The organism is Streptomyces typhae (assembly GCF_009755605.1).
Classification (GTDB): Bacteria; Actinomycetota; Actinomycetes; order Streptomycetales; family Streptomycetaceae; genus Streptomyces; species Streptomyces typhae.
In genome coordinates this window covers 313,069-335,521 of record NZ_WPNZ01000003.1, presented here as the reverse complement: position 1 = coordinate 335,521, position 22,453 = coordinate 313,069, and the positions used below count along the sequence as shown (strand labels likewise).

22 protein-coding genes are annotated in these 22,453 nt (G+C 73.1%); 19 read left to right on the top strand and 3 right to left on the bottom strand.

Going from position 1 to position 22,453, the window contains the following annotated elements:
* Positions 1-28 precede the first annotated feature (28 nt).
* The 5 genes from GPA10_RS08040 (at position 29) to GPA10_RS08020 (ending at position 4,969) form a co-directional block, all read left to right on the top strand.
* Positions 29-571: a winged helix-turn-helix transcriptional regulator gene (locus GPA10_RS08040; RefSeq protein WP_157164837.1), complete on the top strand. Its 543-nt coding sequence runs from the start codon at positions 29-31 to the stop codon at positions 569-571.
* A 128-nt stretch (positions 572-699) separates the two neighbouring features.
* Positions 700-969 carry a DUF6412 domain-containing protein gene (locus tag GPA10_RS08035; protein ID WP_246258947.1) on the top strand — a complete coding sequence of 90 codons (270 nt, stop codon included), beginning with the start codon at positions 700-702 and terminating at the stop codon, positions 967-969.
* A 160-nt stretch (positions 970-1,129) separates the two neighbouring features.
* Positions 1,130-1,894 carry a YidC/Oxa1 family membrane protein insertase gene (locus GPA10_RS08030; protein WP_157164836.1) on the top strand — a complete coding sequence of 255 codons (765 nt, stop codon included), beginning with the start codon at positions 1,130-1,132 and terminating at the stop codon, positions 1,892-1,894.
* 204 nt (positions 1,895-2,098) lie between these two features.
* The gene (locus GPA10_RS08025; RefSeq protein ID WP_157164835.1) at positions 2,099-2,956 is read left to right on the top strand and encodes a fumarylacetoacetate hydrolase family protein; all 858 of its coding nucleotides are present in this window, start codon (positions 2,099-2,101) and stop codon (positions 2,954-2,956) included.
* Between the two features lie 141 nt (positions 2,957-3,097).
* Complete coding sequence (locus GPA10_RS08020; RefSeq protein ID WP_343040515.1) at positions 3,098-4,969, top strand: choice-of-anchor A family protein; 1,872 nt, start codon at positions 3,098-3,100, stop codon at positions 4,967-4,969.
* 22 nt (positions 4,970-4,991) lie between these two features.
* Here GPA10_RS08020 and GPA10_RS08015 read toward each other — a convergent pair whose 3' ends face one another.
* Positions 4,992-5,510 carry a heme-degrading domain-containing protein gene (locus GPA10_RS08015; RefSeq protein ID WP_343040546.1) on the bottom strand — a complete coding sequence of 173 codons (519 nt, stop codon included), beginning with the start codon at positions 5,508-5,510 and terminating at the stop codon, positions 4,992-4,994.
* Positions 5,511-5,587: 77 nt separating this feature from the next.
* A complete protein-coding gene (locus tag GPA10_RS08010; RefSeq protein WP_157164833.1) occupies positions 5,588-6,679 on the bottom strand; it encodes a Gfo/Idh/MocA family oxidoreductase in 1,092 nt (363 codons plus the stop codon).
* Between the two features lie 56 nt (positions 6,680-6,735).
* Between GPA10_RS08010 and GPA10_RS08005 the strand changes: the two genes are divergently transcribed.
* The 13 genes from GPA10_RS08005 to GPA10_RS07945 all read left to right on the top strand — a co-directional run bounded on the left by GPA10_RS08005 (position 6,736) and on the right by GPA10_RS07945 (position 20,104).
* Entirely contained in the window at positions 6,736-8,247 is a 1,512-nt protein-coding gene (locus GPA10_RS08005) for an ROK family transcriptional regulator (protein WP_425505687.1), read from the top strand.
* Positions 8,248-8,489: 242 nt separating this feature from the next.
* Positions 8,490-9,278: a hypothetical protein gene (locus GPA10_RS08000; RefSeq protein WP_157164832.1), complete on the top strand. Its 789-nt coding sequence runs from the start codon at positions 8,490-8,492 to the stop codon at positions 9,276-9,278.
* Positions 9,279-9,387: 109 nt separating this feature from the next.
* Positions 9,388-10,185, top strand: a complete 798-nt coding sequence (locus GPA10_RS07995) for a GntR family transcriptional regulator (protein WP_343040514.1) — start codon at positions 9,388-9,390, stop codon at positions 10,183-10,185.
* A 162-nt stretch (positions 10,186-10,347) separates the two neighbouring features.
* Entirely contained in the window at positions 10,348-11,469 is a 1,122-nt protein-coding gene (locus GPA10_RS07990; RefSeq protein WP_343040513.1) for a TIGR03364 family FAD-dependent oxidoreductase, read from the top strand.
* 11 nt (positions 11,470-11,480) lie between these two features.
* The gene (locus GPA10_RS07985) at positions 11,481-12,194 is read left to right on the top strand and encodes a phosphonatase-like hydrolase (protein WP_425505686.1); all 714 of its coding nucleotides are present in this window, start codon (positions 11,481-11,483) and stop codon (positions 12,192-12,194) included.
* Positions 12,191-13,243, top strand: a complete 1,053-nt coding sequence (locus tag GPA10_RS07980; RefSeq protein ID WP_157164829.1) for an ABC transporter ATP-binding protein — start codon at positions 12,191-12,193, stop codon at positions 13,241-13,243. The genes GPA10_RS07985 and GPA10_RS07980 overlap by 4 nt, the downstream gene beginning before the upstream one ends.
* A 145-nt stretch (positions 13,244-13,388) precedes the next feature.
* Positions 13,389-14,273: a 2-aminoethylphosphonate ABC transporter permease subunit gene (locus GPA10_RS07975; protein WP_157164974.1), complete on the top strand. Its 885-nt coding sequence runs from the start codon at positions 13,389-13,391 to the stop codon at positions 14,271-14,273.
* On the top strand, positions 14,260-15,087 hold the full coding sequence (locus GPA10_RS07970) for an ABC transporter permease (RefSeq protein ID WP_343040512.1): 828 nt from the start codon (positions 14,260-14,262) through the stop codon (positions 15,085-15,087). The genes GPA10_RS07975 and GPA10_RS07970 overlap by 14 nt, the downstream gene beginning before the upstream one ends.
* Before the next feature lie 81 nt (positions 15,088-15,168).
* The gene (locus GPA10_RS07965) at positions 15,169-16,248 is read left to right on the top strand and encodes a 2-aminoethylphosphonate ABC transporter substrate-binding protein (protein ID WP_157164828.1); all 1,080 of its coding nucleotides are present in this window, start codon (positions 15,169-15,171) and stop codon (positions 16,246-16,248) included.
* A gap of 62 nt (positions 16,249-16,310) precedes the next feature.
* Positions 16,311-17,822, top strand: a complete 1,512-nt coding sequence (locus GPA10_RS07960; protein ID WP_343040511.1) for an alkaline phosphatase family protein — start codon at positions 16,311-16,313, stop codon at positions 17,820-17,822.
* A gap of 76 nt (positions 17,823-17,898) precedes the next feature.
* Positions 17,899-18,678: an HAD-IIA family hydrolase gene (locus GPA10_RS07955; protein ID WP_058848466.1), complete on the top strand. Its 780-nt coding sequence runs from the start codon at positions 17,899-17,901 to the stop codon at positions 18,676-18,678.
* 195 nt (positions 18,679-18,873) lie between these two features.
* Positions 18,874-19,416, top strand: a complete 543-nt coding sequence (locus GPA10_RS07950; protein ID WP_157164827.1) for a hypothetical protein — start codon at positions 18,874-18,876, stop codon at positions 19,414-19,416.
* Positions 19,417-19,477: 61 nt separating this feature from the next.
* A complete protein-coding gene (locus GPA10_RS07945; protein WP_079086453.1) occupies positions 19,478-20,104 on the top strand; it encodes a class F sortase in 627 nt (208 codons plus the stop codon).
* Positions 20,105-20,346: 242 nt separating this feature from the next.
* Here the strand turns inward: GPA10_RS07945 and GPA10_RS07940 are convergent, their stop codons facing one another.
* Complete coding sequence (locus tag GPA10_RS07940) at positions 20,347-21,114, bottom strand: ANTAR domain-containing protein (protein ID WP_343040509.1); 768 nt, start codon at positions 21,112-21,114, stop codon at positions 20,347-20,349.
* Between the two features lie 214 nt (positions 21,115-21,328).
* On the opposite strand from GPA10_RS07940, the gene GPA10_RS07935 reads away from it, so the two are divergent.
* On the top strand, positions 21,329-22,381 hold the full coding sequence (locus GPA10_RS07935) for a glycoside hydrolase family 6 protein (protein WP_157164825.1): 1,053 nt from the start codon (positions 21,329-21,331) through the stop codon (positions 22,379-22,381).
* Positions 22,382-22,453: the final 72 nt, after the last annotated feature.

The following is a 22,453-nucleotide window of genomic DNA, read 5'->3' as shown; positions in this document are numbered from 1 at the left end:
GCATCGGAGGGGTGGTTACAGTTGAGGCATGGCTCTCGGCAAGGACTACGCGGCGCAGGACTGCTCCATCGCACGCGCCCTGGAGGTCGTGGGCGAGCGCTGGACCCTGCTCGTCGTCCGCGACGCGCTCTACGGAGTGCGGCGCTACAACGACTTCCTCGTCCACCTCGGCATCCCGCGCGCGGTCCTCGCCTCCCGGCTCGCGGCCCTCGTCGACGCGGGGGTCCTGGAGAAACGACCCTGCCCGGACGCTCCGCGACGCCACGAGTACGTGGTGACCGAGCGGGGCCGCGCCCTGTGGCCCACGCTGCGCGCGCTCAGTATCTGGGGCCGCGAGAACTTCGGGGACGACAGGCCGCTGCGGTACTACCGGCACGCGGAGTGCGGCACCGAGATCGGCCTGGCCGGGGAGTGCCCGGCCTGCGGGCGGCTCGTGCCCCTGGAGGACGTGGAGGTCCTGCCGGGCCCCGGGCTCGACCTGGACCCGGCCGACCCGGTCAGCCGGGCGCTGATCGGGCCGCGCAGGCTCCTTCAGCCGGTGCGCCTCGACGCCGCCGCGGATCCTGTATAAAAAGCGGTAGTACATCCGTACGTACGCGGGGCTGAATGGTGGGGAACGGTGGGGGTGACGACGTGAGCGAGGACCCGGTCAAGAGGGTGCTGCGCACGTGGGCCGCCGCCCTGCGCCCCGCACTGCTGATGCTGTTCCTCCTCGTGGAGACCGTCCTCGCCGACGCGGGCAGCCTCTCCGCCGCCGTCGCCCTCGCCGCGACCGCCGCCGCGGGCTCCGCGCTCGCCCTGTGCTCGCTGCTCACCGCGCGCTGCGCGCCCGCCGTGCCCCGCACCAGAGTGCGCACGGCCATCCGCGACCGCGAGCAACGCACCGCGTTCCTGCCGCAGCGCGATCCCGACGCCCGTGGGCGCACCCGTCCCCGAGCACCCGGCCGTCCCCTCCTGACGGCCGCGTAGGGACTCCCGGGAGACCTCTCTCCGCAAGACCCCTCTCCGCGATACCCCCGCGCGGGTCGTCACGCCGACGCACACCCATGCCCCGAGCGGTAGCCACGCCTCAGCGGCGTGCGCGCCCCGAGGGCTTCCCGGCACGACGAGACCCCCGGAGGGCTCACCCATGTCCGTCTTCGCCAACCTGGTCGCCGACCTCGCCGACCTGCTCGAACCGCTCTTCCGCGCCGGGGCGATGGCCGCCGCCATCGTCCTGGTCACCGCCTGCGTACGGCTGCTCGTGCACCCCCTCTCCCGCGCCGCCGCCCGCGGCCAGAAGGCCCGCGCGAAGCTCTCCCCGCAGATCGCCGCGCTGCGCGCGAAGCACGCCAAGAACCCGGAGAAGTTCCAGCGGGCGCTCCTCGAACTGCACCGCAAGGAGCAGGTGTCGCCGCTGGCGGGATGCCTGCCGGGACTCGTCCAGCTCCCCGTGTTCTTCCTGCTGTACCACCTGTTCTCCAGCACGAGGATCGGCGGCGAGGCCAACGAACTGCTCGACCACGAGCTGTTCACGGCACCCCTCGGCGGACGCTGGGCGGACGCGCTCGGCGACGGCGGTCTCCTCGGCGCCCCGGGCCTCGTCTACCTCGCGCTCTTCGCTCTGGTCACGGCCGTCGCGACCTTCAACTACCGGCGTACGAAGCGCCAGCTCGCCGCGAACCCGCCAGCCGCGCCCGGCGACGAGCAGGCGCCCGGCGCGGGCGCCATGGCCGCCATGACGAGGGTCATGCCGTTCCTGTCCTTCATGACGCTGTTCACCGTGGCCGTGGTGCCGCTCGCCGCCGCGCTGTACGTCGTGACCAGCACGACCTGGAGCGCGGTGGAGCGGGCCTTCCTGTACCGGGACATGCCGACGGGATCGGGCGCGATGGGGGCCGCGGCCGTGCTGTGACCACCCGCCCGCGGGTCCGAGCTCGTGACACCTCGCGGGTCCGAGCTCGTGACACCCCGCGGGCCCGCAGACCGGGGCTTGTGACGGTCCAGTACGTGAACGGGGTCTTGCGGAGCGGACGCCGAGCTTGGAGGATCGACCAACCTCAGCTCCGATGGCCGCACCCCATCGGCCGGGCCCAGCTCGACCCAAGGGAGTCACACCATGAAGCTGCTGCGAGTCGGTACGGCGGGCGCGGAGCGTCCGGCCCTGCTCGACGCCGGGGGCACGCTGCGCGACCTGTCCGGCACGGTCGCGGACGTCGACGGCGCGCTGCTCGCCGACGACGCCGCGCTCGCCCGCGTCCGCGCCGCCGCCGGCGCGGGCACCCTGCCCGCGCTGGACCCGGCCGGACTGCGGATCGGGCCGCCGCTCGCCCGTATCGGCAAGGTCGTGTGCATCGGCCTGAACTACCACGACCACGCCGCCGAGACCGGTGCCGAGACGCCCGCCGAGCCCGTCGTCTTCTTCAAGGCGGCGGACACGGTCGTCGGGCCGAACGACACCGTCCTGGTGCCGCGCGGCTCGGTGAAGACGGACTGGGAGGTGGAGCTGGCCGTCGTCATCGGGCGTACCGCGCGCTATCTGGAGTCGGCCGAGCAGGCGCTCGCGCACGTCGCCGGGTACGCGGTCGCGCACGACGTGTCCGAGCGGGAGTTCCAGATCGAGCGCGGCGGCACCTGGGACAAGGGCAAGAACTGCGAGACCTTCAACCCGCTCGGCCCCTGGCTGGTCACGGCCGACGAGGTACCGGACCCGCAGGCGCTCGGCCTGCGGCTGTGGGTCAACGGCGAGCTGAAGCAGGACGGGACGACGGCCCGGCAGATCTTCCCGGTCGCGGAAGTGGTGCGGTACGTCAGCCACTTCATGACGCTGTACCCGGGCGACGTGATCAACACCGGCACCCCGGCCGGAGTGGCCATGGGGCGGCCGGAGCCGAAGCCGTACCTCCGTGCGGGGGACGTGGTGGAGCTGGAGATCGACGGCCTCGGACGGCAGCGGCAGGAGCTGAAGGGGGCCTGACCGCCCCTCCCGAAAGGGGCCTGACTGCCCCTCAGGGGGCGGTCGGGATCGGGCCAATGGGGGAAGCCGTGAGCGTGTCTCCCATGACTTTTGTCTGAATTACGCATATTTCCGTGTATGCGAAGAAAACGATCAGCGTATGTGGCGGCGGCAGTCACCGTCGCGGCCGCCGCCGTGGTCGGCGGCCTGGCGGGGCAGGGGGTCGCCGACCCCCTGCCCGGCGGCCTCGGCCCCTGCAAGGGTGCGGCCTGCCCGGGAACGTACCCGGAAGTGAACAACGGCGCCGTGACGGGCCGGGACGAGAACATCAACATCTTCGTCGGCGAGACCATGCGCGTGCGCGAGGCGGCCGCCGAGGCCGAGGGCAAGGTCGTCGTGCTCGGCGACTTCGACATGAACAAGCGCGCCGGGGTCTCCCAGGTCTACAACGTGGGCGTGGCGGGCGTCGGCTCCCGGGTGCCGCCGCCCAACGGCTCGGACTTCCTCACCGCGGGCGGGGACCTGACGGTGGCCTCCGGTCAGCGCCTGCTCGCGGAGGAGGGCTCCGTCAACGGCGTCGTCCGGTACGGGGGCGCGCTCAGCGGCCGGGTGATCCCGGCGCCCGTCCAGGACCCGGACGCGGGCGACGAGTACGCCACCCTGCCCGGCCGGCTCACCCGGGCCAGCCACTGCTACGCGTACGACGGCGACGAGCCCCGGGAGACCACGGGCTCGGCGGTCAACAACGGTTACGAGACCGTCTTCACCGGTGACGGCACCTCCGACCTCCAGGTCTTCAACGTCGACTTCGACATGGTCAGCCGGAGCGGCGGCGACCAGGGCATCTCCTTCCAGAACATCCCCGCCGACGCCACCGTGCTCGTCAACCTCATGGGTTCCGAGCGCACGATCCGCTCCTACAGCGGCACCCTGCCGGACGGTCTGCGCGAGCGGCTGCTGTGGAACGTGCCGGACGCGGGCACCATGAACTTCGCGGGCAGCGGGCAGTTCCAGGGCAGCGTGCTCGTGGGCTCGCCGGGCAGCGCGACCACGGTGACGCTGCCCGGCATGAACGGGCGCTTCTTCACGGTGGGCTCGCTGACCCACACCTCGCGGACCGACGGCGGCGGTGGCCAGGAGATCCACGCCTACCCGTTCAACGGCGACCTGCCGGACTGCACGTCGCCGTCGCCCACACCGTCGGACAGCGACGATCCGGACCCCGACCCGTCGCCGTCGGACAGTGACGACCCGGATCCGACGCCGTCGGACAGTGACGATCCGGACCCCGACCCGTCGGACAGTGACGATCCGGACCCCGACCCGTCGGACAGTGACGATCCGGACCCCGACCCGTCGGACAGTGACGATCCGGACCCCGACCCGTCGGACAGCGATGACCCGGATCCGACGCCGTCGGACAGCGATGACCCGGACCCCGACCCGTCGGACAGCGACGATCCGGACCCCGACCCGACGCCATCGGACAGCGATGACCCGGACCCCGACCCGTCGGACAGCGACGATCCGGACCCGGACCCGACGCCGTCCGACAGCGACGACCCCGGCCCCGGCCCGTCGGACAGTGACGACCCGAGTCCCGACCCGTCCGACAGCGACGTCCCGGGCCCCGACCCTTCGGACAGCGACTGGCCGGACCCGGACCCGGACCCCTCGGACAGCGACTGGCCGGACCCGGACCCTTCGGACAGCGACTGGCCGGACCCGGACCCGGACCCGGATCCGGACCCGGATCCGGACCCGGATCCGGACCCGGACCCGGACCCCTCGGACACGGACGACCCCTGGCCCAGCCCGGACCCCTCCGAGTCCTCGGCGCACCCGCACCCGCACCCGTCCGAGTCGTCGGCGCACCCGCACCCGCACCCGTCCAAGAGCCACCACGAGATGGCCCACACCGGCACCTCGTCGGGTGAGCTCGCCCTCGTGGGGGCGATCGCCGCGGCGCTCGTCGGCACCGGCGTCGGGTTCGTCGTGATGGTGCGCCGCCGCGCGCAGGAGCAGGAGGACTGACGGCGGACGGACCGAGGCTCCGTCAGGTGGCGGTGCCGGTGGTGCCGGTGGTGGCGGTGGCGGTGCCGGTGGTGGCGGTGCCGGTGGTGGCGGTGAAGCGTTCGAGCGCCGCCACCACCAGGGCGTGATCCTCGACCTGAGGCAGGCCCGAGACGGCCACCGTGCCGATGACGCCTGCGCCCTCGACCGCGATCGGGAACGCGCCGCCGTGCGCCGCGTACCGGTCGGGGTCGAGGCGCGAGGACTCCTCGAACGTCGTGCCCTTGGCCCGGAACCTGCTGCCCACCAGGTACGAGGAGCAGCCGTACCGCTCGACGACGCGGCGCTTGCGCTCGATCCAGGCGTCGTTGTCGGGCGTCGATCCTGGCAGCGCGGCGTGGAAGAGCTGCTGGCCGCCGCGCCGGATGTCCACGGCCACCGGTGCCCGGCGCTCGCGCGCCATGTCCACGAGGAGGCAGCCGAGCGCCCACGCGTCGTCGTGGGTGAACCGGGGCAGCGTCAGGCGCCGCTCCTGCTCCTCCAGTTCGGCCACTCCGGGCACGGAGGGGGCGGCCTGGGCGGCGGGGGAGTCGGCGGCACCCGCGGGGTCGGGCGACGCCCGGTAGATCGGTCCGGCGCTCACAGCGTCACCGCCACACCCTCGCGCGCGGAGCGGCGCGCGGCCTCCAGGACGTCGAGCGCGGAGGCGGCCTCGTGCGCGGTGACCGGGTTCTCGCCGTCGCCGCGCAGGGCGGCGGCCACGGCCGCGTAGTACGCGGGGTAGTCGCCGGGCAGGGTGGGCTCTGGGCGCCCGCCGCCGGTGAGCGGGGACTCGCCTGCGCCGACGCGGCCCCACATCGACTCGGGCTCCACGCCCCAGGGGTCCTTGCCCTCGGAGGCCGTGGGCCGCTTGCCGTCGCGCAGGGCGGTCTCCTGCGGGTCGAGGCCGTACTTCACATAGCCCGCGGACGAGCCGAGGACGCGGAACCGCGGGCCGAGCTGCGCGGTCGTCGCGCTGACGTACAGGTGCGAGCGGACGCCGCCGGCGTGGGTGATCGCGACGAACGTGTCGTCGTCGGCCTGCGCGCCCGGCCGCCGGACGTCGGTCTCCGCGTACACGCGGACCGCGGGGCCGAAGAGGACCAGGGCCTGGTCGACCACGTGGCTGCCGAGGTCGTACAGGAGGCCGCCGATCTCCTCGGGGTCGCCGGACTCGCGCCAGCCGCCCTTGGGGTGTGGGCGCCAGCGCTCGAAGCGGGACTCGAAGCGCCACACGTCGCCGAGCTCGCCGTCGGCGATGAGCTTGCGCAGCGTACGGAAGTCGTTGTCCCAGCGGCGGTTCTGGAAGACAGACAGGAGCAGGCCGCGCTCGTCCGCGAGGGCGGCGAGCTCGCGGGCCTCGGCGGCGGTGCCCGCGAGCGGCTTGTCCACGACGACCGGCAGGCCCGCCTTGAGCGCGGCCGTCGCGAGGGCCACGTGGGTCTTGTTCGGGGACGCCACGACGACCAGGTCGAGTTCGTCGGCGCGGGCCCACAGCTCGTCGGCGTCCGCCACGCAGCGCAGACCGGCGCCGAACTCGGCCCTGGCCCGGTCCTGGCGCTCGGGGTTCGACGTGACGACCGTGTCCAGGGCGAGGCCCTCGGTCGCGGCGATCAGGGGGGCGTGGAAGACGGAGCCCGCGAGGCCGTAGCCGATCAGGCCCACGCGGAGGTCGTTCTTGCCTTCAGTCATGCCCTCCACTTTCGCAACGGTGTTGCCAAAGTGCAAGCGGTGTCGACAATGGGGGTGTGAACAGCGAGGCCACCGGACACGCAGAGCGCTTCGACGACAGCCGCGGGGGCACCGGCCCCGCGGGCGGCGGGGCGAACCTGGCGGCGCTGCGCGGGCACAACGCGGCGCTCGTGCTCGACCTGCTGCGGCGGGCCGCGGTCGGCGCCATGGGGGGCGCCCGGGGCGTGAGCCGACCCGAGCTCGCGGCGCGTACGGGGCTGACGCCGCAAGCCGTCAGCAAGATTGTCGCGCGGCTCCGCGGGGACGGCCTGGTGGCCGACGCGGGCCGGCGCGCGTCCACCGGCGGCAAACCGGCCACCGCGCTGCGGCTGGTCCCCGGCGCCGGGTACGCCGTCGGGCTCCACCTGGACCGCGACGCGCTCATCGCCGTGCTGACCGACCTGACCGGCACGGTGGTCGCCGAGCGCCGGGCGCCGCTGGACTTCGGGGCCGGGGTGGACGCGGTGGTGGCGGTTGCCACGGAGGAGGTGAGGGCGTTGATCGCGGGTGCGGCGGGTGCGGCGGGTGCGGCGGGTGCGGCGGGTGCGGCGGGTGCGGCGGGTGCGGCGGGTGCGGCGGGTGCTGGAGGTACCACGGATGTCGCGGGCGCTCAGGACGTCGCGGGCGCTCAGGACGTCGCGGGCGCCCAGGATGTTGCGGACACCCAAGATGCCGCGGGCGCCCAGGACGTCGCGGGCACCCCGGGTGTCGCGGACACCCCAGATGCCGCGGGTCCCCCGGACGCCGCGTGCCCCCCGGGCGTCGCGGACACCCCGGATACCGCAAGCCCCCCGGGCACCGGCCCGGCCCAGGGCGCCCGTGTGCTCGGCGTGGGCGTCGCCCTGCCCGGCCCCCTCGACCACGAGGCCGGGGTCCTGCACCGCGTCACCGGGTTCCCGGAGTGGGACGGCCATCCGTTGCGGGACGTGCTCGCCGGGCGGCTCGGGCTGCCGGTGGTCGTGGACAAGGACACCAACGCCGCCGCGCTCGGGCTCGCCCTGGGCGGGGCCGCCGAGTCCTTCGCGTATCTGCACCTGGGGACCGGTCTGGGCGCGGGCCTGGTCCTGGGCGGCGGCCTCCACCGGGGGGCCCGCACGGGCGCCGGGGAGTTCGGGCACCAGGTCCTGCGGCTGGACGGGCCGCCGTGCGAGTGCGGCGACCGGGGCTGCGTGGAGGCCCTGTGCCTCGCGGCGGTCGCGCGCGGCGACCTCGACGAGGCCGCGCGCGTCCTCGGCACCGCCGCCGGGAACCTCGTCGCGCTCCTCGACATCGACCTCGTGCTGCTCGGCGGCCGGACCGTCCTCGCCGCCGAGGATCTCTTCGTACGCGGTGTCGGCGCCGTCGTCTCCGGTCGCACCCGGCGCGAGGGCGCCCGTACGCCCGTCGGGGTCCGTGCCGCTCCCGGTGGGGACCGGGGCGTCGCGGAGGGCGCGGCGCAGCTGGTGCTCGCCCCGCTCTTCGGCCGGGCGCACGCCCCCTTCGCAGGGCCGCGCCCCTCGGACCGGCAGCGTCCCGCCAATCGGACTTGACGACGAATCAGACTTGCGGACGAATCGGACTTGACGACGAATCGGCTGTTAGGGGGGAATCGGCCAGCCGAACGGGTCCCGGGGCGCGGTGAGGCCTGTGCCGGGCGGTGGACGCGTGGCAGGGTCTGGGCCGCGCCCCGTTGCTCCTGGCCGTGTGCCGGATTCCTCAACGGGCTTCTTTCCGCCGTCGGTTCGGCCGTCCCGGCGACTTCGTGCGTCCGGTACGCCAGCAAGGGCTTCCCATGCGACTTCGCAGTTCTCTCGCGGCAGGCGTCGCCGTCGCCGCCGCCGTCGCCCTCGCGCCCGCCGTGGCCGGGGTGGCGGCGGCCGCCGGTGACCGGCCGGGGGAGAGCGGCACGGCCGCCGCCCTGCGGCCCACCTGCGCCACCGCGGCCGGGAACGACTTCCCGATCGCGACCCGCGTCACCGGCGGCCCCGACACCTACGAGTCCGGCGGCGGCTTCCGGCACTGGACGCTGGAGCTGACCAACACCACGGACGGCACCTGCGGGAACGTCCACCCCGTCATCGTCCTCGTGGACGGCGGCAAGACCCTGCGCCCCCGGCAGATCCAGCTGGAGTTCGACGACGGGGCGCGCAGGCACCCGGTGCGGTTCGAGCGGACCGACCGGGACGAGAACGTCGGGGTGCTCGGCGGCGGCACCGGGGCGGCCGACGACGGCTTCCCCGGCTTCACCGTCGGCCCCGGACGCACCGTCACCGTCCACGTCCGCCTCGCCTTCACCTCCGACGCCGCGCCCGACCGCGTCGTGGCGAGCGCCGCCGTGGTACGCCGGCACACCGACGGCGACGGCGGCACCGGTGACGGCGCAGGCGACTCCGACTGGGTGGGGACGTCCAACGACTACGCGTTCGACATCGTCGCGGCGGCCGGGCCCCCGGGCCGGGAACCCGGCGAACTCGCGAAGACCGGCTCGGGCCTCCTGCCCGGGTTCGGGGCCACCGCCGTCCTCCTCGGTGGTGTGGCCCTAGTGGTGGGATCTCGGCGCCTTCGGGCCAGAAGGCGCTGATCAGCCGGTTCCGCCGCCCCCGAAGGCCGTGCCCGTGCCGCCCCAGCCGAAGCAAGTCCGGCGGCACGGGCCCGGCCTTCCGGCCTTCTCGACGTGCGAACATCTGCCCGTGAACACCCCCGACACCCCCCATGCCGCCCCGCCCGAGTACCTGCGCGACCAGGCCCCCGGAGCGCCGATCCGCTCCGGCGTCCCCGAGCACGGGCGCATCCCCAAGTACTACGCCGTCAAGGCCCGTATCGCGGGCCTCATCGACGAGTTGGGCGACGGCAGGACCCTGCCCACCGAACGCGACCTGGCCGAGCGCTACGAGGTCGCGCGCGAGACCGTACGGCAGGCGCTGCGCGAGCTGCTGCTCGAAGGGCGGCTGCGGCGGCAGGGCCGCGGGACCGTGGTCGCGGGGCCCAAGCTGGAGCAGCCCCTGTCCCTCGCCAGCTACACCGAGGGCGTCCGCAGGCAGGGCCGCACCCCGGGCCGCAACCTGATCTCCCTGGACCGCTTCCCGTGCCCGGCCGCGCTCGCCGCCGACATAGGGACCCCGCTCGGCGAACCCGTGTGGCACATGGAGCGCGTGCTGCTCGCGGACGACGAGCGCGTGGGCCTGGAGTCGACCTATGTCGCCGTCGCGCGGGTGCCGCGCCTGGACCGGGACTTCGAGCCCGACTCGTCCTTCTACGCGTATCTGCGCGACCGGCTCGGCATCCCCTTCGGCGACGCCGACGAACGCATCGAGACCGTGCTCGCGACGCCCCGCGAGGCGCTGCTCATCGGGACGCCGCCCGCGCTGCCGATGCTCCTGATCCACCGCCTCTCGCGGGACACCGAGGGCCGACCCCTGGAGCGCGTGCGCACCCTCTACCGAGGCGACCGCTTCTCCTTCACCACGCACCTCGCCAGCGAAGGCTGAACCGCGAAAGTTGAACCCTCTCTTCCGGTACGCCCCCGTACGCCCTTCACCCCCACATGATTACGGAAAGATAACGGGTCTAGTCCAAGCTTGATGGGCCGTTCACCGTCCCGTTGCCGACCGGCCCCCACGGGGTCACCCGTCGAAAGGAGCGTTGCCGTCGTGAGAGTCATCGTCGTAGGAGCCGGCGTGGTGGGAACCATGCACGCCTGGCACGCAGTGGAGCGCGGCCACGAGGTCGTACAGATCGAGCGCGAGAGCGAGGCCCGCGGGGCGTCGCTGCGCAACTTCGGGCAGATATGGGTCAGCGGCCGCGCGGGAGGCGAGGAGCTGGACACCGCGCTGCGGGCTCGTGAGCTGTGGGAGGGGATCGGCGCCCGCGTGCCGGGCCTCGGCTTCCGCGCCAACGGCTCACTGACCCTCGTGCGCAACGAGCGCGAGCGCGCCGTCGCCGAGGCCGCCCTCGCCCGCCCGGACGCCGCCGCCCGCGGCTACAAGCTGCTCGACGCCGCCGAGGCCCGCGGCCTCAACCCGGCGCTGCGCGGCGAGTTCACCGCCGCCCTGTGGTGCGAGCGGGACGCCGCCGTCGAGCCGCGCACCGCGCAGCTGCGGCTGCGCGAGGAACTCCTGAAGTCGCCGCGCTACACCTTCCTGCCCGGCCGCGAGGTCCGCGACGTCGTCGGGCCCGGCGCGGTCCGCGACGACCACGGCGACGTGCACACCGGCGACGCGGTCGTGCTGTGCACCGGCGCCTGGCTCGGCGGCCTCGTCCGCGAGCTCGCCCCCGAGCTGCCCGTGCGCCGCGTACGGCTCCAGATGATGCAGACCGCCCCGCTGGGCGAGCCGCTCACCACGTCCGTCGCCGACGCCGACAGCTTCCGCTACTACCCGGCGTACAAGTCGCCCGCGCTCGACGACCTCAACGCCGGTCAGGCGCAGGAGCCGACCGCGGCCGCGCACAAGATGCAGCTCCTCATGGTGCAGCGCGCCGACGGCGGACTGACCATCGGCGACACCCACGAGTACGAGCACCCCTTCGCCTTCGACACCCTCGAAGACCCCTACGACCACCTCACCGAGGTCGTCGAGGGCTTCCTGGGCCGGCCGCTGCCGAAGATCCGGCGACGCTGGGCCGGGGTGTACGCGCAGTGCGTCGACACCACCCGGGTCGTCCACCGCGAGCAGGTGCGCGACGGGGTCTGGCTGGTCACCGGGCCCGGCGGGCGCGGCATGACGTGCTCGCCCGCGATCGCCGAGAAGACCGCCGACGAACTGGGATGGTGAGGAAAATGACCATGAGCACTACAGGCACCACGGACACCGCGCACATCAAGCTGGCCGTGCTCGACATGGCAGGGACCACCGTCGCCGACGGCGGCCTCGTCGAGCAGGCCTTCGCCGCCGCCGCGGGCGAGCTCGGTGTCGAGGAGGGCTCCGCCGACCACGCCGAGAAGCTGGACTACGTCCGCGCCACCATGGGCGAGTCGAAGATCTCCGTCTTCCGGCACCTGTTCGGCGACGAGGCGCGGGCCCAGCAGGCGAACGTCGCCTTCGAGAAGGCGTACGGGGAGCTGGTGGACGGCGGCCGGATCGCGCCGATCGCCGGGGCGCGGGAAGCCATCGAGGAGCTGAAGGCGGACGGCCTGACCGTCGTCCTGAGCACCGGCTTCGCCCGCGTCACCCAGGACGCCATCCTCGACGCACTCGGCTGGCGCGACCTGGTCGCCCTCACCCTGTGCCCCGCCGACGCGGGCGGCCGCGGGCGGCCCTACCCCGACATGGTCCTCGCCGCGTTCCTGCGCACCGGCGCCGCCGACTCCGTACGCGAGGTCGCCGTCGCCGGTGACACCGCGTACGACATGCTCAGCGGGGTGCGCGCCGGGGCCGGTGTCGTCGCCGGTGTCCTCACCGGCGCCCACGCCGCGCAGGACCTCGCGGACGCCGGAGCCTCCCACGTCCTCGGCTCGGTGGCCGAACTGCCCGCGCTCCTCCGGGGCTCCGGGCGATGAGCAGCGGCATACGCTTCGACTCGGTGTCGGTCGCGTACGGCAGGAACGTCGTGCTCGACGGCCTCGACCTGACCGTCGAACCCGGCGAGGTCATGGCGCTCCTCGGGCCCTCCGGGTCCGGGAAGACCACCGCGCTGCGGGCCGTCGCCGGGTTCGTCAGGCCCGTCTCCGGGCGGGTGTTCATCGGTGACCGCGACGTCACCGCGCTGCCGCCGCACCGGCGCGGCATCGGCATGGTCGTCCAGCAGTACGCGCTCTTCCCGCACCTGCGGGTCGAGGAGAACGTCGCCTTCGGCCTGAAGGCGCAGAAGGCCCCCAGGGCGGAGATCCCCGGGCGGGTCGCCGACGCCCTGGAGATGACCGGCATGGGCGGCTACGCCAAGCGCTACCCGCGCGAGCTGTCCGGCGGTCAGCAGCAGCGCGTCGCCATCGCGCGGGCCCTGGCCATCAGGCCCGGGGTGCTGCTGCTCGACGAGCCGCTGTCCGCGCTCGACGCGCAGCTGCGGTCGGGGATGCTCGCCGAACTCGCCCGGCTGCACCGGGAACTGCCCGACGTGTCGATCCTGTACGTCACCCACGACCAGGTCGAGGCGCTCACCCTCGCCGACCGGATCGCCGTCATGGACCGGGCGCGGCTGCGGGACTGCGGGACCCCGCAGGAGCTCTACCGGGCGCCGCGGACCGCGTTCACCGCCTCGTTCGTCGGCAACGCGAATCTCCTGCCGGTGTCCGTGGGGGTCGGGTCGGTGTCCCTCGGCGGGGCCGAGGTGAAGGTGGACACCGGGGAGGTCGCCGCCGGGGTAGGGGCCACCCTGTGTGTGCGGCCGCACCTTGTCGGGCTCGGGGACGGGCCCAACTCCCTCGAAGGGACGGTCACCGAGGTGCAGTGGCGCGGTGCCACCCACCGGGTGTACGTCGATGTCGCGGGGCACTCCGTGAAGGCCGATGTCCGGGAGCTTCGGGAGCCGCCCGCGCTGGGCAGTGGCGTCACGGTGCACTTCGCTCCGGAGGATGCCGTGTTGCTGGCCGCAGGGGTGACCGATGGGTGAGCCCTCTGAGCCCTCTGAGCCCTCTGAGCGCCTGCGTGACGGTGGGCCGGTGGCTTCGGCTGTGCCCACCCGTCCCGCCCTGCGGGACGATTGCCCACAGGGGGAGCAGCGGGGGCGGCTGCCCCAGCAGCGGCGCGAGCCGGGGCTGCGGTCGCGCGAGCGGCAGCCGGGGCGGCAGCCCGGACGGCAGCCCGGGGCGCGGCGCGGCGCTGTGCCCGCGTTCGTGTGGGCCCTGCCCCCCGTCGCCCTCCTCGGGCTCGTCTTCCTCTACCCCCTCGCCCTCGTCGTGCAGCAGTCCGTGCGGCCCGACGAGGGCGGGACCTCGCTCCAGCCGTACGCCGACGTCTTCGGGTCCGCCTCCTTCCGGGAGGCGCTCGGGACGACGGTGTGGCTGGCCGTCGGGGCGACCGTGGGCTGTCTGGTGCTCGGGTTCGCGCTGGCGCTGATCATCGCGTTCGTGCCGTTCCCCGGCGGGAAGGCCGTCGCCCGGTTCATCGACGTCTTCCTGTCCTTCCCCTCGTTCCTGATCACCCTCGCGCTGCTGTTCATCTACGGCACCAAGGGCATGGCCAACGGGCTGTGGACGGACGCCACGGGCGCGGGCGGCGACGGGCCCTTCCAGTTCCTGACCACGCCGTGGGGCGTGCTGCTCGCCGAGATCACGTACTTCACGCCGTTCGTGATGCGGCCGCTGCTCGCCGCGTTCTCCCAGATCGACACGGCCCAGCTGGAGGTCGCCTCCTCGCTGGGGGCACGGCCCCTGCGGGTCGTGCGGCAGGTGATCCTGCCCGAGGCACTGCCCGCGCTCGCCGCCGGCGGCAGCCTCGTCCTGGTGATGTGCCTGAACGAGTTCGGGATCGTCCTGTTCACCGGGGCCAAGGACGTCACGACCCTGCCGATGCTCGTCTACAGCAAGGCGATGCTCGAATCGGACTATCCGGCGGCCTGTGTGGTCGCCGTGGTCAACATCGCGATCTCCGTCGGCCTCTACGGCCTCTACCGGGTGGTGAGCCGCCGTGCTGGTGCATAGCCGCAAGGGCAAGTGGGCGACCTGGACGGTCTTCTTCGTCCTGTTCCTGCCGCTGTTCGCGCTGCCGCTGCTCGTGATCGTCGCGGCGTCGTTCGCCGGGCACTGGTCGGGGGCGCTCCCCTCGGACTTCACCGCCGAGCACTACTCCGCCGCTACCCGCGGCGAGTCCCTCCAGGCCCTCACCACCAGCCTGCTCACCGCGCTCGGCGCCAGCCTGATCGCGCTGGCCGCGGGCACCTGGGCCGCGCTCGCCGCAGCCGCCCTGAAGCGGCGCGGGGACGGCACCTCACGGCTTTCGCGGGGGTGCGGGCGGCTCCTGGACGCGCTGTTCATCATGCCCGTCGCCGTGCCGTCGGTGGTGGTGGGCCTCGCGGTCCTCGTCGCCTTCAGCAAGCCGCCGGTGATCCTCAACGGCACGTCCACGATCGTCGTCCTGGCGCACGCCATTCTTGTCACGGCGTTCGCCTACCAGTCGGTCTCCGCGGCCATCCTGCGTCTCGACCCGGCGTACGAGCAGGCCGCGGCGTCCCTGGGCGCCCGGCCCGCGTACGTCCTGTGGCGGGTGAAGCTGCCGCTCCTGCTTCCGTCCCTGACGGCCGCCGCCGGACTGTGCTTCGCCCTGTCCATGGGCGAGCTGAGCGCCACCATGATGCTCTACCCGCCGGACTGGACCCCGCTGCCCGTACGGATCTACGCGGCCACCGACCGCGGTGCCACCTTCACCGGGGCCGCCCTCGCCGTGGTCCTCATGGCGGCGACGCTGCTCGTCCTGTTCGCCGTGTCGAGGATCCGCACCCGGGCCTCGTACCGCTGACCCTTCCTTTCCCCTCCGCTTTCCCCCCTTTCCCCTCCTTCTCCATTTCCCGTCCGTGACTCGTAAGGAGTTCGACACGTCATGCCCCGCCACACCCGCGTCCCCGCCGTCCGCACGCTCGCCGCCCTCTCCGGCTGCCTCGTCCTCGCCGGTGGCCTCACCGCCTGCGGCGGCGACTCCGCCGCCTCCGACGCCAAGGTCGTCACCGTCTACAGCGCCGACGGCCTGAAGGGCGAGAACGGCGACGGCTGGTACGACAAGGTCTTCAAGGACTTCGAGAAGAAGACCGGCATCAAGGTCAAGTACGTCGAGGGCGGCTCCGGCGAGATGGTGCAGCGCGCCGTCCGCGAGAAGTCCAACACCCAGGCCGACGTCATCGTCACGCTCCCGCCGTTCATCCAGCAGGCCGACGAGAAGGGCCTCCTGAAGGCGTACGAGCCCGAGGGCTCCGAGCACGTCGACGGCGCGAACAAGGCCTCCGACGGCAAGTGGACCTCCGTCGTGAACAACTACTTCGGGTTCATCTACAACAAGAAGGAGCTGGGCGGCTCCAAGGCGCCGAAGACCTGGGAGGAGCTGACCGGCTCCGCGTACAAGAACAAGCTCCAGTACTCCACGCCCGGTGTCGCGGGCGACGGCACCGCCGTCCTCATCAAGGCGATGCACGACTTCGGCGGCAAGGAGCCCGCCATGAAGTACCTGGAGAAGCTCCAGTCCAACAACGTCGGCCCGTCCGCCTCCACCGGCAAGCTCGCCCCCAAGGTCGACAAGGGCGAACTCCTCGTCGCCAACGGCGATGTGCAGATGAACTACGCCCAGTCCAAGGACATGCCGAACCTCGGCATCTGGTTCCCGGCGAAGAAGGGCGACAAGCCCACCACGTTCGCGCTGCCCTACGCCGCGGGCCTGGTGAACAAGGCACCGCACGACGCCAACGCGAAGAAGCTCCTCGACTTCCTGCTCAGCAGGCAGGCACAGGCACAGGTCAGCTCCGTCGGCGGCGGCTTCGCCGCCCGCGAGGACATCAAGGCCACCGACGCCAACGCCATCGCCCTGGACAAGATCGTGGACGGCGTCGAGGTCTTCCAGCCGGACTGGGGCGACATCTCCGAGAACCTCAAGACCTACGTCGAGGCCTGGAAGTCCGCCACCGGCAGCTGACCGCAGAGCCCACATCTCACGTCACACATCCCCCTCAGCCTCACGATTCATCAGGAGAAATCGTGTCCCACGGCCTCTCGCGCCGCTCGCTGCTCGCCTCCGCTGCCGCCGCCGGCGGCCTCGGCGCCCTCGCCGTCTCCGCCGGTCCCCTCGCCCCCTCCGCCCGCGCCGCCGCCAGGACGCCCAAGGTCCTGGTCGTCGGCCTCGACGGCGCCCTGCTCCAGCGCATCAAGGACGCCGCAGCGCCCACCCTCACGTCCCTGATGACGGCGGGCCTCACCGCGCCCAGCGCCCTCTACGCCAACCCGCTCGCGCCCACCTCGTCGGGGCCCGGCTGGTCCACGGTCCTCACCGGTGTCTGGCCCGACAAGCACAAGGTGGTGAACAACGACTTCACCGGCCACGCCCTCGCCCGCTACCCGGACTTCATGACCCGCGCCGAGGCCGCGAAGCCGTCCCTGAACACGTACGCCGTGTCGTCCTGGGCGCCCATCACCGACACGATCTTCTCGGCGAAGGTCGACGCCCGGGTCTCCACGCCGTCCGCCGAGTACGACACCGGCACCACCGCGCGCGCCGTCGCCCGCATCAAGGACACCGACCCGGACGCCGTGTTCGTCCAGCTCGACAACATCGACCACGCCGGACACAGCCACGGCGCCGCGAGCAGCGCCTACCTGGACGCGATCCGCACCGCCGACGCCCAGGTCGGGCAGCTGCTCACGGCCGTGACCTCGCGGGCCGGGTACGCCGCCGAGGACTGGCTGATCATGGTCACCGCCGACCACGGGCACACCGACGCGGGCGGCCACGGCGGGTCAAGCAGGGCCGAGCGGCAGACCTTCCTGATCGCCCGCGGCAGCGGCGTCACCGCCGGTTCGGTGCGTCACGACGTGCGGATGCCCGACGTCGCCGTCAGCGCCCTCGTCCACCTCGGTGTCGCCGTCGACCCGGCCTGGGGGCTCGACGGCCGCGCGATCCAGCAGCCGGTGCCGGACGACTTCGACACCCTGCGCGCCGCCCTGAAGCCGCCCGCCGACGAGAGCGGCATCGGTGCCGGAGTCGTCGGCTTCACCCACACCCCGCCCGCGGGCTGGGCCGTCGACAACTCCCGCATGGGCGGCGGCGGTGTCACCGAGTGGCGCGGCTGGTCCTTCACCACCGACGAGTTCTGGACCGGGGCCCAGCGCGACCAGCAGCGCGAACTCAACATCCGGGCCCGGAACGTGTTCGCCGTCGCCGACGGCGACGAGTGGTCCGACAAGGCCGTCACGGGCACCTTCGACTCGACGCTGATCAGTCCCGCGTACGCGGTGCGGGGCGGGGCCGCGGCCACCCTCACCTACACCACGTACTACCGCCACCAGGCACCGCAGAAGGGCGAGGTCCTCGTCTCCTACGACGGCGGCACCCCGGCCCTGGTGAAGACGTACACGGCCGACACCTCCTCCCGGACCGAGTCCCTGCGGCTCCAGGTCCCCGCGGGGGCCCGTACCGCGCAGGTCCGGTTCCGTTACACCGGGGGCGACAACTGGTTCTGGGTGATCGACGGGGTGAAGATCACCGCTTCATGATTACTCTGGGGGCGTCGGCACAGCGTCGTCCCGGCGCCCCCAGCTTCAGTTCGCGCAGACCGCAGGAGTGCACCCCATGGCAGAGCGCAAGCCCATCGAATCGTGGCTCACCGACATGGACGGCGTGCTCATCCACGAGGGCGTCCCGATCCCCGGAGCCGACGCGTTCATCAAGAAGCTGCGCGAGTCGGGCAAGCCGTTCCTGGTCCTGACGAACAACTCCATCTACACCGCCCGCGACCTCCAGGCCCGGCTGACCCGCATGGGCCTCGAAGTCCCCGTCGACAACATCTGGACCTCGGCGCTCGCCACCGCCAAGTTCCTCGACGACCAGCGGCCCGGCGGCACCGCGTACGTCATCGGCGAGGCGGGCCTGACGACCGCGCTGCACGACATCGGCTACGTCCTCACCGACCACGCCCCGGACTACGTGGTCCTCGGCGAGACCCGCACCTACAGCTTCGAGGCCATGACCAAGGCCGTGCGGCTCATCAACGGCGGCGCCCGCTTCATCTGCACCAACCCCGACGAGACCGGCCCCTCCACGGAGGGCCCGCTGCCCGCCACCGGAGCCGTCGCCGCGCTGATCACCAAGGCGACCGGCAAGCGGCCCTACTTCGCGGGCAAGCCGAATCCGCTGATGATGCGGACGGGTCTGAACGCGATCGGGGCGCACTCCGAGACCAGCGCGATGATCGGTGACCGGATGGACACCGATGTCCTCGCCGGCCTCGAAGCCGGGATGGAGACCTTCCTCGTCCTCACCGGCCTCACCACCCGCGCGGACATCGACCGCCACCCGTTCCGCCCCTCGAACGTGGTCGACTCCATCGCGGACCTCGTCGACCGCGTCTGAGCCCCGCAAGGGGCGCGGGGAACGGCGCGCTCAGCGCGCGACGAGCCGCAGACGCGTCTGCCGAGCAACTGTGCAGACGCGTCTGCGGCTTTTTCGTGGCTGAGCGCGCAGTTCCCCGCGCCCCTGACGGGGCGCCCCCCTCGCCGGGATGCGGAATGCCGAGGCGCGCGTGAACCTGGGTACAGGAGGTTCACGATGTGCATACGCTTGCTCGCCGTGAGTAGCGCGGGGGCCGCCTTGGGGGCCGCCCTGGCGGCCACCGTGGCCGCGGGGCCCGCGCTCGCCCATGACCAGGACGAGGTCGGAGCCCGGATCACGCCGGCGAACGCCGCGCCCGGCGGCCGGGTGGAGGTGGCGGTCACCGGCTGCGCCGGGAGTACCGGCGCAGCCGGTTCCGGGGCCTTCGCCGAGGACGCGGAGCTGACCGGACAGGGCGGCAGGACCCTGACCGGGACCACCCGTATCCGCGAGGGCGTGACGGGCACGTACGAGATCACCGTGACCTGCGACGGCCACCCGCACCAGGGCGTCGGCACCGTCCAGGTGCTGACGTCCCGGCCGACCCCCACCGCCCCGGTGCGCGCGGGCGGCGGTGGCGCCGCCCCGCTGACGTCGGCGGCGGCCGTCGCCGACGAGGCGGGCCCCGGCACCCGGCACGCGGTCGTCGGCCTGGTGCTCGCGGGTGTCGCGGCCGTCGCCGTGGCCCTGCGCAGCGTCCGCCGACGCCGCCCGGAGTGACGCCGTGACGAGCCCGGATCCCGAGACCACCCCGCGCCCGCGCGGTGTCGGCCGCCTCCTCATGGGAGTCGTCTGGGCGCTGCTGCTCGTCGGCATGTGGCTGTGGGGCAACGACATCACCGACGTACGCGGCGGCCTCTCGGGGCCGACCACCGGCGACGTCGCCGCGGTGGGCAGGCCCGGCGGCGCCGATCTGCCGCCCGCGCGCGAGCCGCTCGCCGCCGCCCGGCCGCAGCGCATCGACGTGCCCACGCTCGGGGTACGGGCGCCCGTCGTCGCCCGGGGCCTGGACATCGACGGCTCCATCGCCCCGCCCGCGTACACCACGGCGGGCACCGTCGGCTGGTACGGCGGCGGGGTACGGCCCGGCGCCGCGGGCACATCCCTGTTCGTGGGGCATGTCGACACCGACCGCAGGCCCGCCGTCTTCTACCACCTCAGTACCCTGCGCCCCGGCGCGAAGGTGCGGGTGACCAGGGACGACGGTTCGGTGGCCGAGTTCACGGTGGACGACGTGCGGGTCCTCGGCAGGGACGACTTCAGCGCGAAGGCGGCGTACGGGCCGCGGGAGCGGGGCCGGGCCGAACTCCGCCTGATCACCTGCGGCGGCACCTTCGACCGGGTGAGCCGCACCTACTCGGCGAACGTCGTCGTCTCCGCCTACCTCACCGGGGCGGACGGGACCTAGCCGGGCGCCCCGGCACCCGGGACGCAACCTGGCCCGGCCAACGACCCGCTCCCCCCGGAGTCGTCGACCGGGCTGGTCCTCGACCGCGCGCGCTCGGGCTGCGGGAGGAACCCGGCGCCGGCGCGGGAGGCCTTGGATGCATCCCTCGTGTCGCAACGGTGAACTCAGGCGTGTCGCAACGGTGAACTCAGGCCGGGGGCTTGGGCCTTGGCACAGACTCTAGAACGTCAGCCGTCCAAGGCCTAGAGGGCCTCTGACGGCGGTTGATCGGGCTGCTCGGGCCGGCCGGTGCCGCCGCTGAGCGGAGTCAGGTCCTCAACTTCCCCTTCGAGCACCATTCTCGCGACTGTGTCCATGGCGAGGCGCCGCCCGCGGGAGTACCGCCGCAGCGCCTCGAAGGCGGCGTCGAGGCCGGTGCCCCAGCGCTCGGCCAGCATCCCCTTGGCCTGCTCGATGCGGATACGGCTGGTCAGCGCGGACTGCAACTGCCGGGACAGTTCGCGGTATCCGCTGTAGGCGCGGTGGTTGTGCAGTCCCACGGCGGCCGCGTCGGCGACGGCCCGCGCCACCTCCAGGGCGTCGGCGTCCTCGCTCTCGTGCGGGCAGCCGACGGCGGGCCGCACATTGAGATGGTCCGCGGAGAAGACGTTCAGGACGCCGAACACCCGCTCACGGGCGCGCAGCGGCACCGTGAAAGTGATGCCGACGCCCTGCGTACGGGCGCGGCCGGTGAAGTCGGGCCAGCGGGCGAGCGCGTCGGCCGAGGCGAGCCGGACGGGCGGCACGGCCTGTCCGGTGCCGTAGGTGTCCGGGCAGGGACCGCCCCGATGCTGGTTCTCCAGGAGTTCACGGGCGAGGTCGGTGCCCCGGCTGCTGGTGGCGAGGCGGACGCTGCCGCCCGTGTCCGTGTACATCACGCCTACGGCGAGGGTGTCGAGGAGTTCGGCGCAGCTCTGGGACACGCGGCACAGGTGGCGCTCCGCGTCGAAGTCGTCGGAGACCGTGTCCACGGTCTCCAGCAGAACCGCCGCCAGCCTCGACGCAGAGGCACGGCCGCGCATGGCCCTCCCTTACTAGCCGCAGCCCCCCATGGCCCTCGCATACCCCCGTTCGGGAGGCTGTAACAGGTCTTCTACAGGTGCGCCGCCGTAGCCGCGCGACCTCGTGGGAAGCACCCTGTTATGCCAGGATTGACCACCGGACAAAGCACCCGAGGGGGAGTGGATGTACCGCAAGAACACAGGTCGCGGGCGTGGTCTCGCGTCCCGGGGGGCGGCGGCGACGGTGGCGCTCGCGGGGGCCGCGCTGCTGTTGTCCGGGTGCTCTTCGTCCGACGGCGGGGACAAGAACGAGGCGGACGAGGCGGGTTCCGGCAACGGTGTCAGCCAACACCCCAAGGGCGAGGCCCCGTTCTGGGTGAACCCGAACGGCAACGCCGCCCAGCAGGTCGCCGCGTACGAGAAGGACGGCAGGAAGGACGAGGCCGCCGAGATCCGCAAGATCGCCGAACAGCCCGTCGGCGAGTGGATCGGCCCGGAGAAGCCCGAGGAGGAGGCGCGCGGCTACACGGAGGCCGCCGAGAAGGCCGACCGTGACGCGCTGCTCGTCCTCTACAACATCCCGCACCGCGACTGCGGCCAGTTCTCCAAGGGCGGCGCCGCCGACGGCAACGCCTACCGCGCCTGGATCGACGGCGTGGCCAAGGGGATCGGCGACCGGCACGCCACGGTCGTCCTGGAGCCGGACGCCGTCCTGCACATCGTCGACCAGTGCACCCCCGGCGAGTTCCACGAGGAGCGGTACGACCTCCTCAACGGCGCCATCACCAAGCTCAAGTCCCTGAAGAACACCAAGGTCTACCTCGACGCGGGCAACGCGGGCTGGTCCCAGCCGGATTCGCTGTACGAGCCCCTGAAGCGCTCCGGCGTCGAGCAGGCCGACGGCTTCTCGGTGAACGTCTCCAACTTCCAGACCACCGAGGCCAGCAAGGCGTACGGCAGGACCCTCTCCGCGAAGGTCGGCGGCAAGCCGTTCGTGATCGACACCAGCCGCAACGGCAACGGGCCGTACACCGGCAAGGGCAAGGACCCCTGGTGCAACCCTCCCGGGCGGGCCCTGGGGGACGTTCCCACCACCGGGACCGGTGACGACCTCGTCGACGCCTACGTCTGGGTCAAGCGTCCCGGCGAGTCCGACGGGACGTGCCGCGGGGGCCCGCAGGCCGGGCAGTGGTGGCCCGAGTACGCCTTGAACCTGGCGAAGGCAAGCGCCCCGTAAGGGGCGCGGGGAACGGCGCGCTCAGCCACGAAGAAGCCGCAGACGCGTCTGCCGAGCAGCTGTGCAGACGCG

Bases quoted from the DNA above. Each gene is read 5' to 3' on its own strand.
- GPA10_RS08040 (WP_157164837.1), top strand. From the start codon at position 29: ATGGCTCTCGGCAAGGACTACGCGGCGCAGGACTGCTCCATCGCACGC.
- GPA10_RS08035 (WP_246258947.1), top strand. From the start codon at position 700: ATGCTGTTCCTCCTCGTGGAGACCGTCCTCGCCGACGCGGGCAGCCTC.
- GPA10_RS08030 (WP_157164836.1), top strand. From the start codon at position 1,130: ATGTCCGTCTTCGCCAACCTGGTCGCCGACCTCGCCGACCTGCTCGAA.
- GPA10_RS08025 (WP_157164835.1), top strand. From the start codon at position 2,099: ATGAAGCTGCTGCGAGTCGGTACGGCGGGCGCGGAGCGTCCGGCCCTG.
- GPA10_RS08010 (WP_157164833.1), bottom strand. From the start codon at position 6,679: ATGACTGAAGGCAAGAACGACCTCCGCGTGGGCCTGATCGGCTACGGC.
- GPA10_RS08000 (WP_157164832.1), top strand. From the start codon at position 8,490: ATGCGACTTCGCAGTTCTCTCGCGGCAGGCGTCGCCGTCGCCGCCGCC.
- GPA10_RS07985 (WP_425505686.1), top strand. From the start codon at position 11,481: ATGAGCACTACAGGCACCACGGACACCGCGCACATCAAGCTGGCCGTG.
- GPA10_RS07980 (WP_157164829.1), top strand. From the start codon at position 12,191: ATGAGCAGCGGCATACGCTTCGACTCGGTGTCGGTCGCGTACGGCAGG.
- GPA10_RS07965 (WP_157164828.1), top strand. From the start codon at position 15,169: ATGCCCCGCCACACCCGCGTCCCCGCCGTCCGCACGCTCGCCGCCCTC.
- GPA10_RS07955 (WP_058848466.1), top strand. From the start codon at position 17,899: ATGGCAGAGCGCAAGCCCATCGAATCGTGGCTCACCGACATGGACGGC.
- GPA10_RS07950 (WP_157164827.1), top strand. From the start codon at position 18,874: ATGTGCATACGCTTGCTCGCCGTGAGTAGCGCGGGGGCCGCCTTGGGG.
- GPA10_RS07945 (WP_079086453.1), top strand. From the start codon at position 19,478: ATGGGAGTCGTCTGGGCGCTGCTGCTCGTCGGCATGTGGCTGTGGGGC.
- GPA10_RS07935 (WP_157164825.1), top strand. From the start codon at position 21,329: ATGTACCGCAAGAACACAGGTCGCGGGCGTGGTCTCGCGTCCCGGGGG.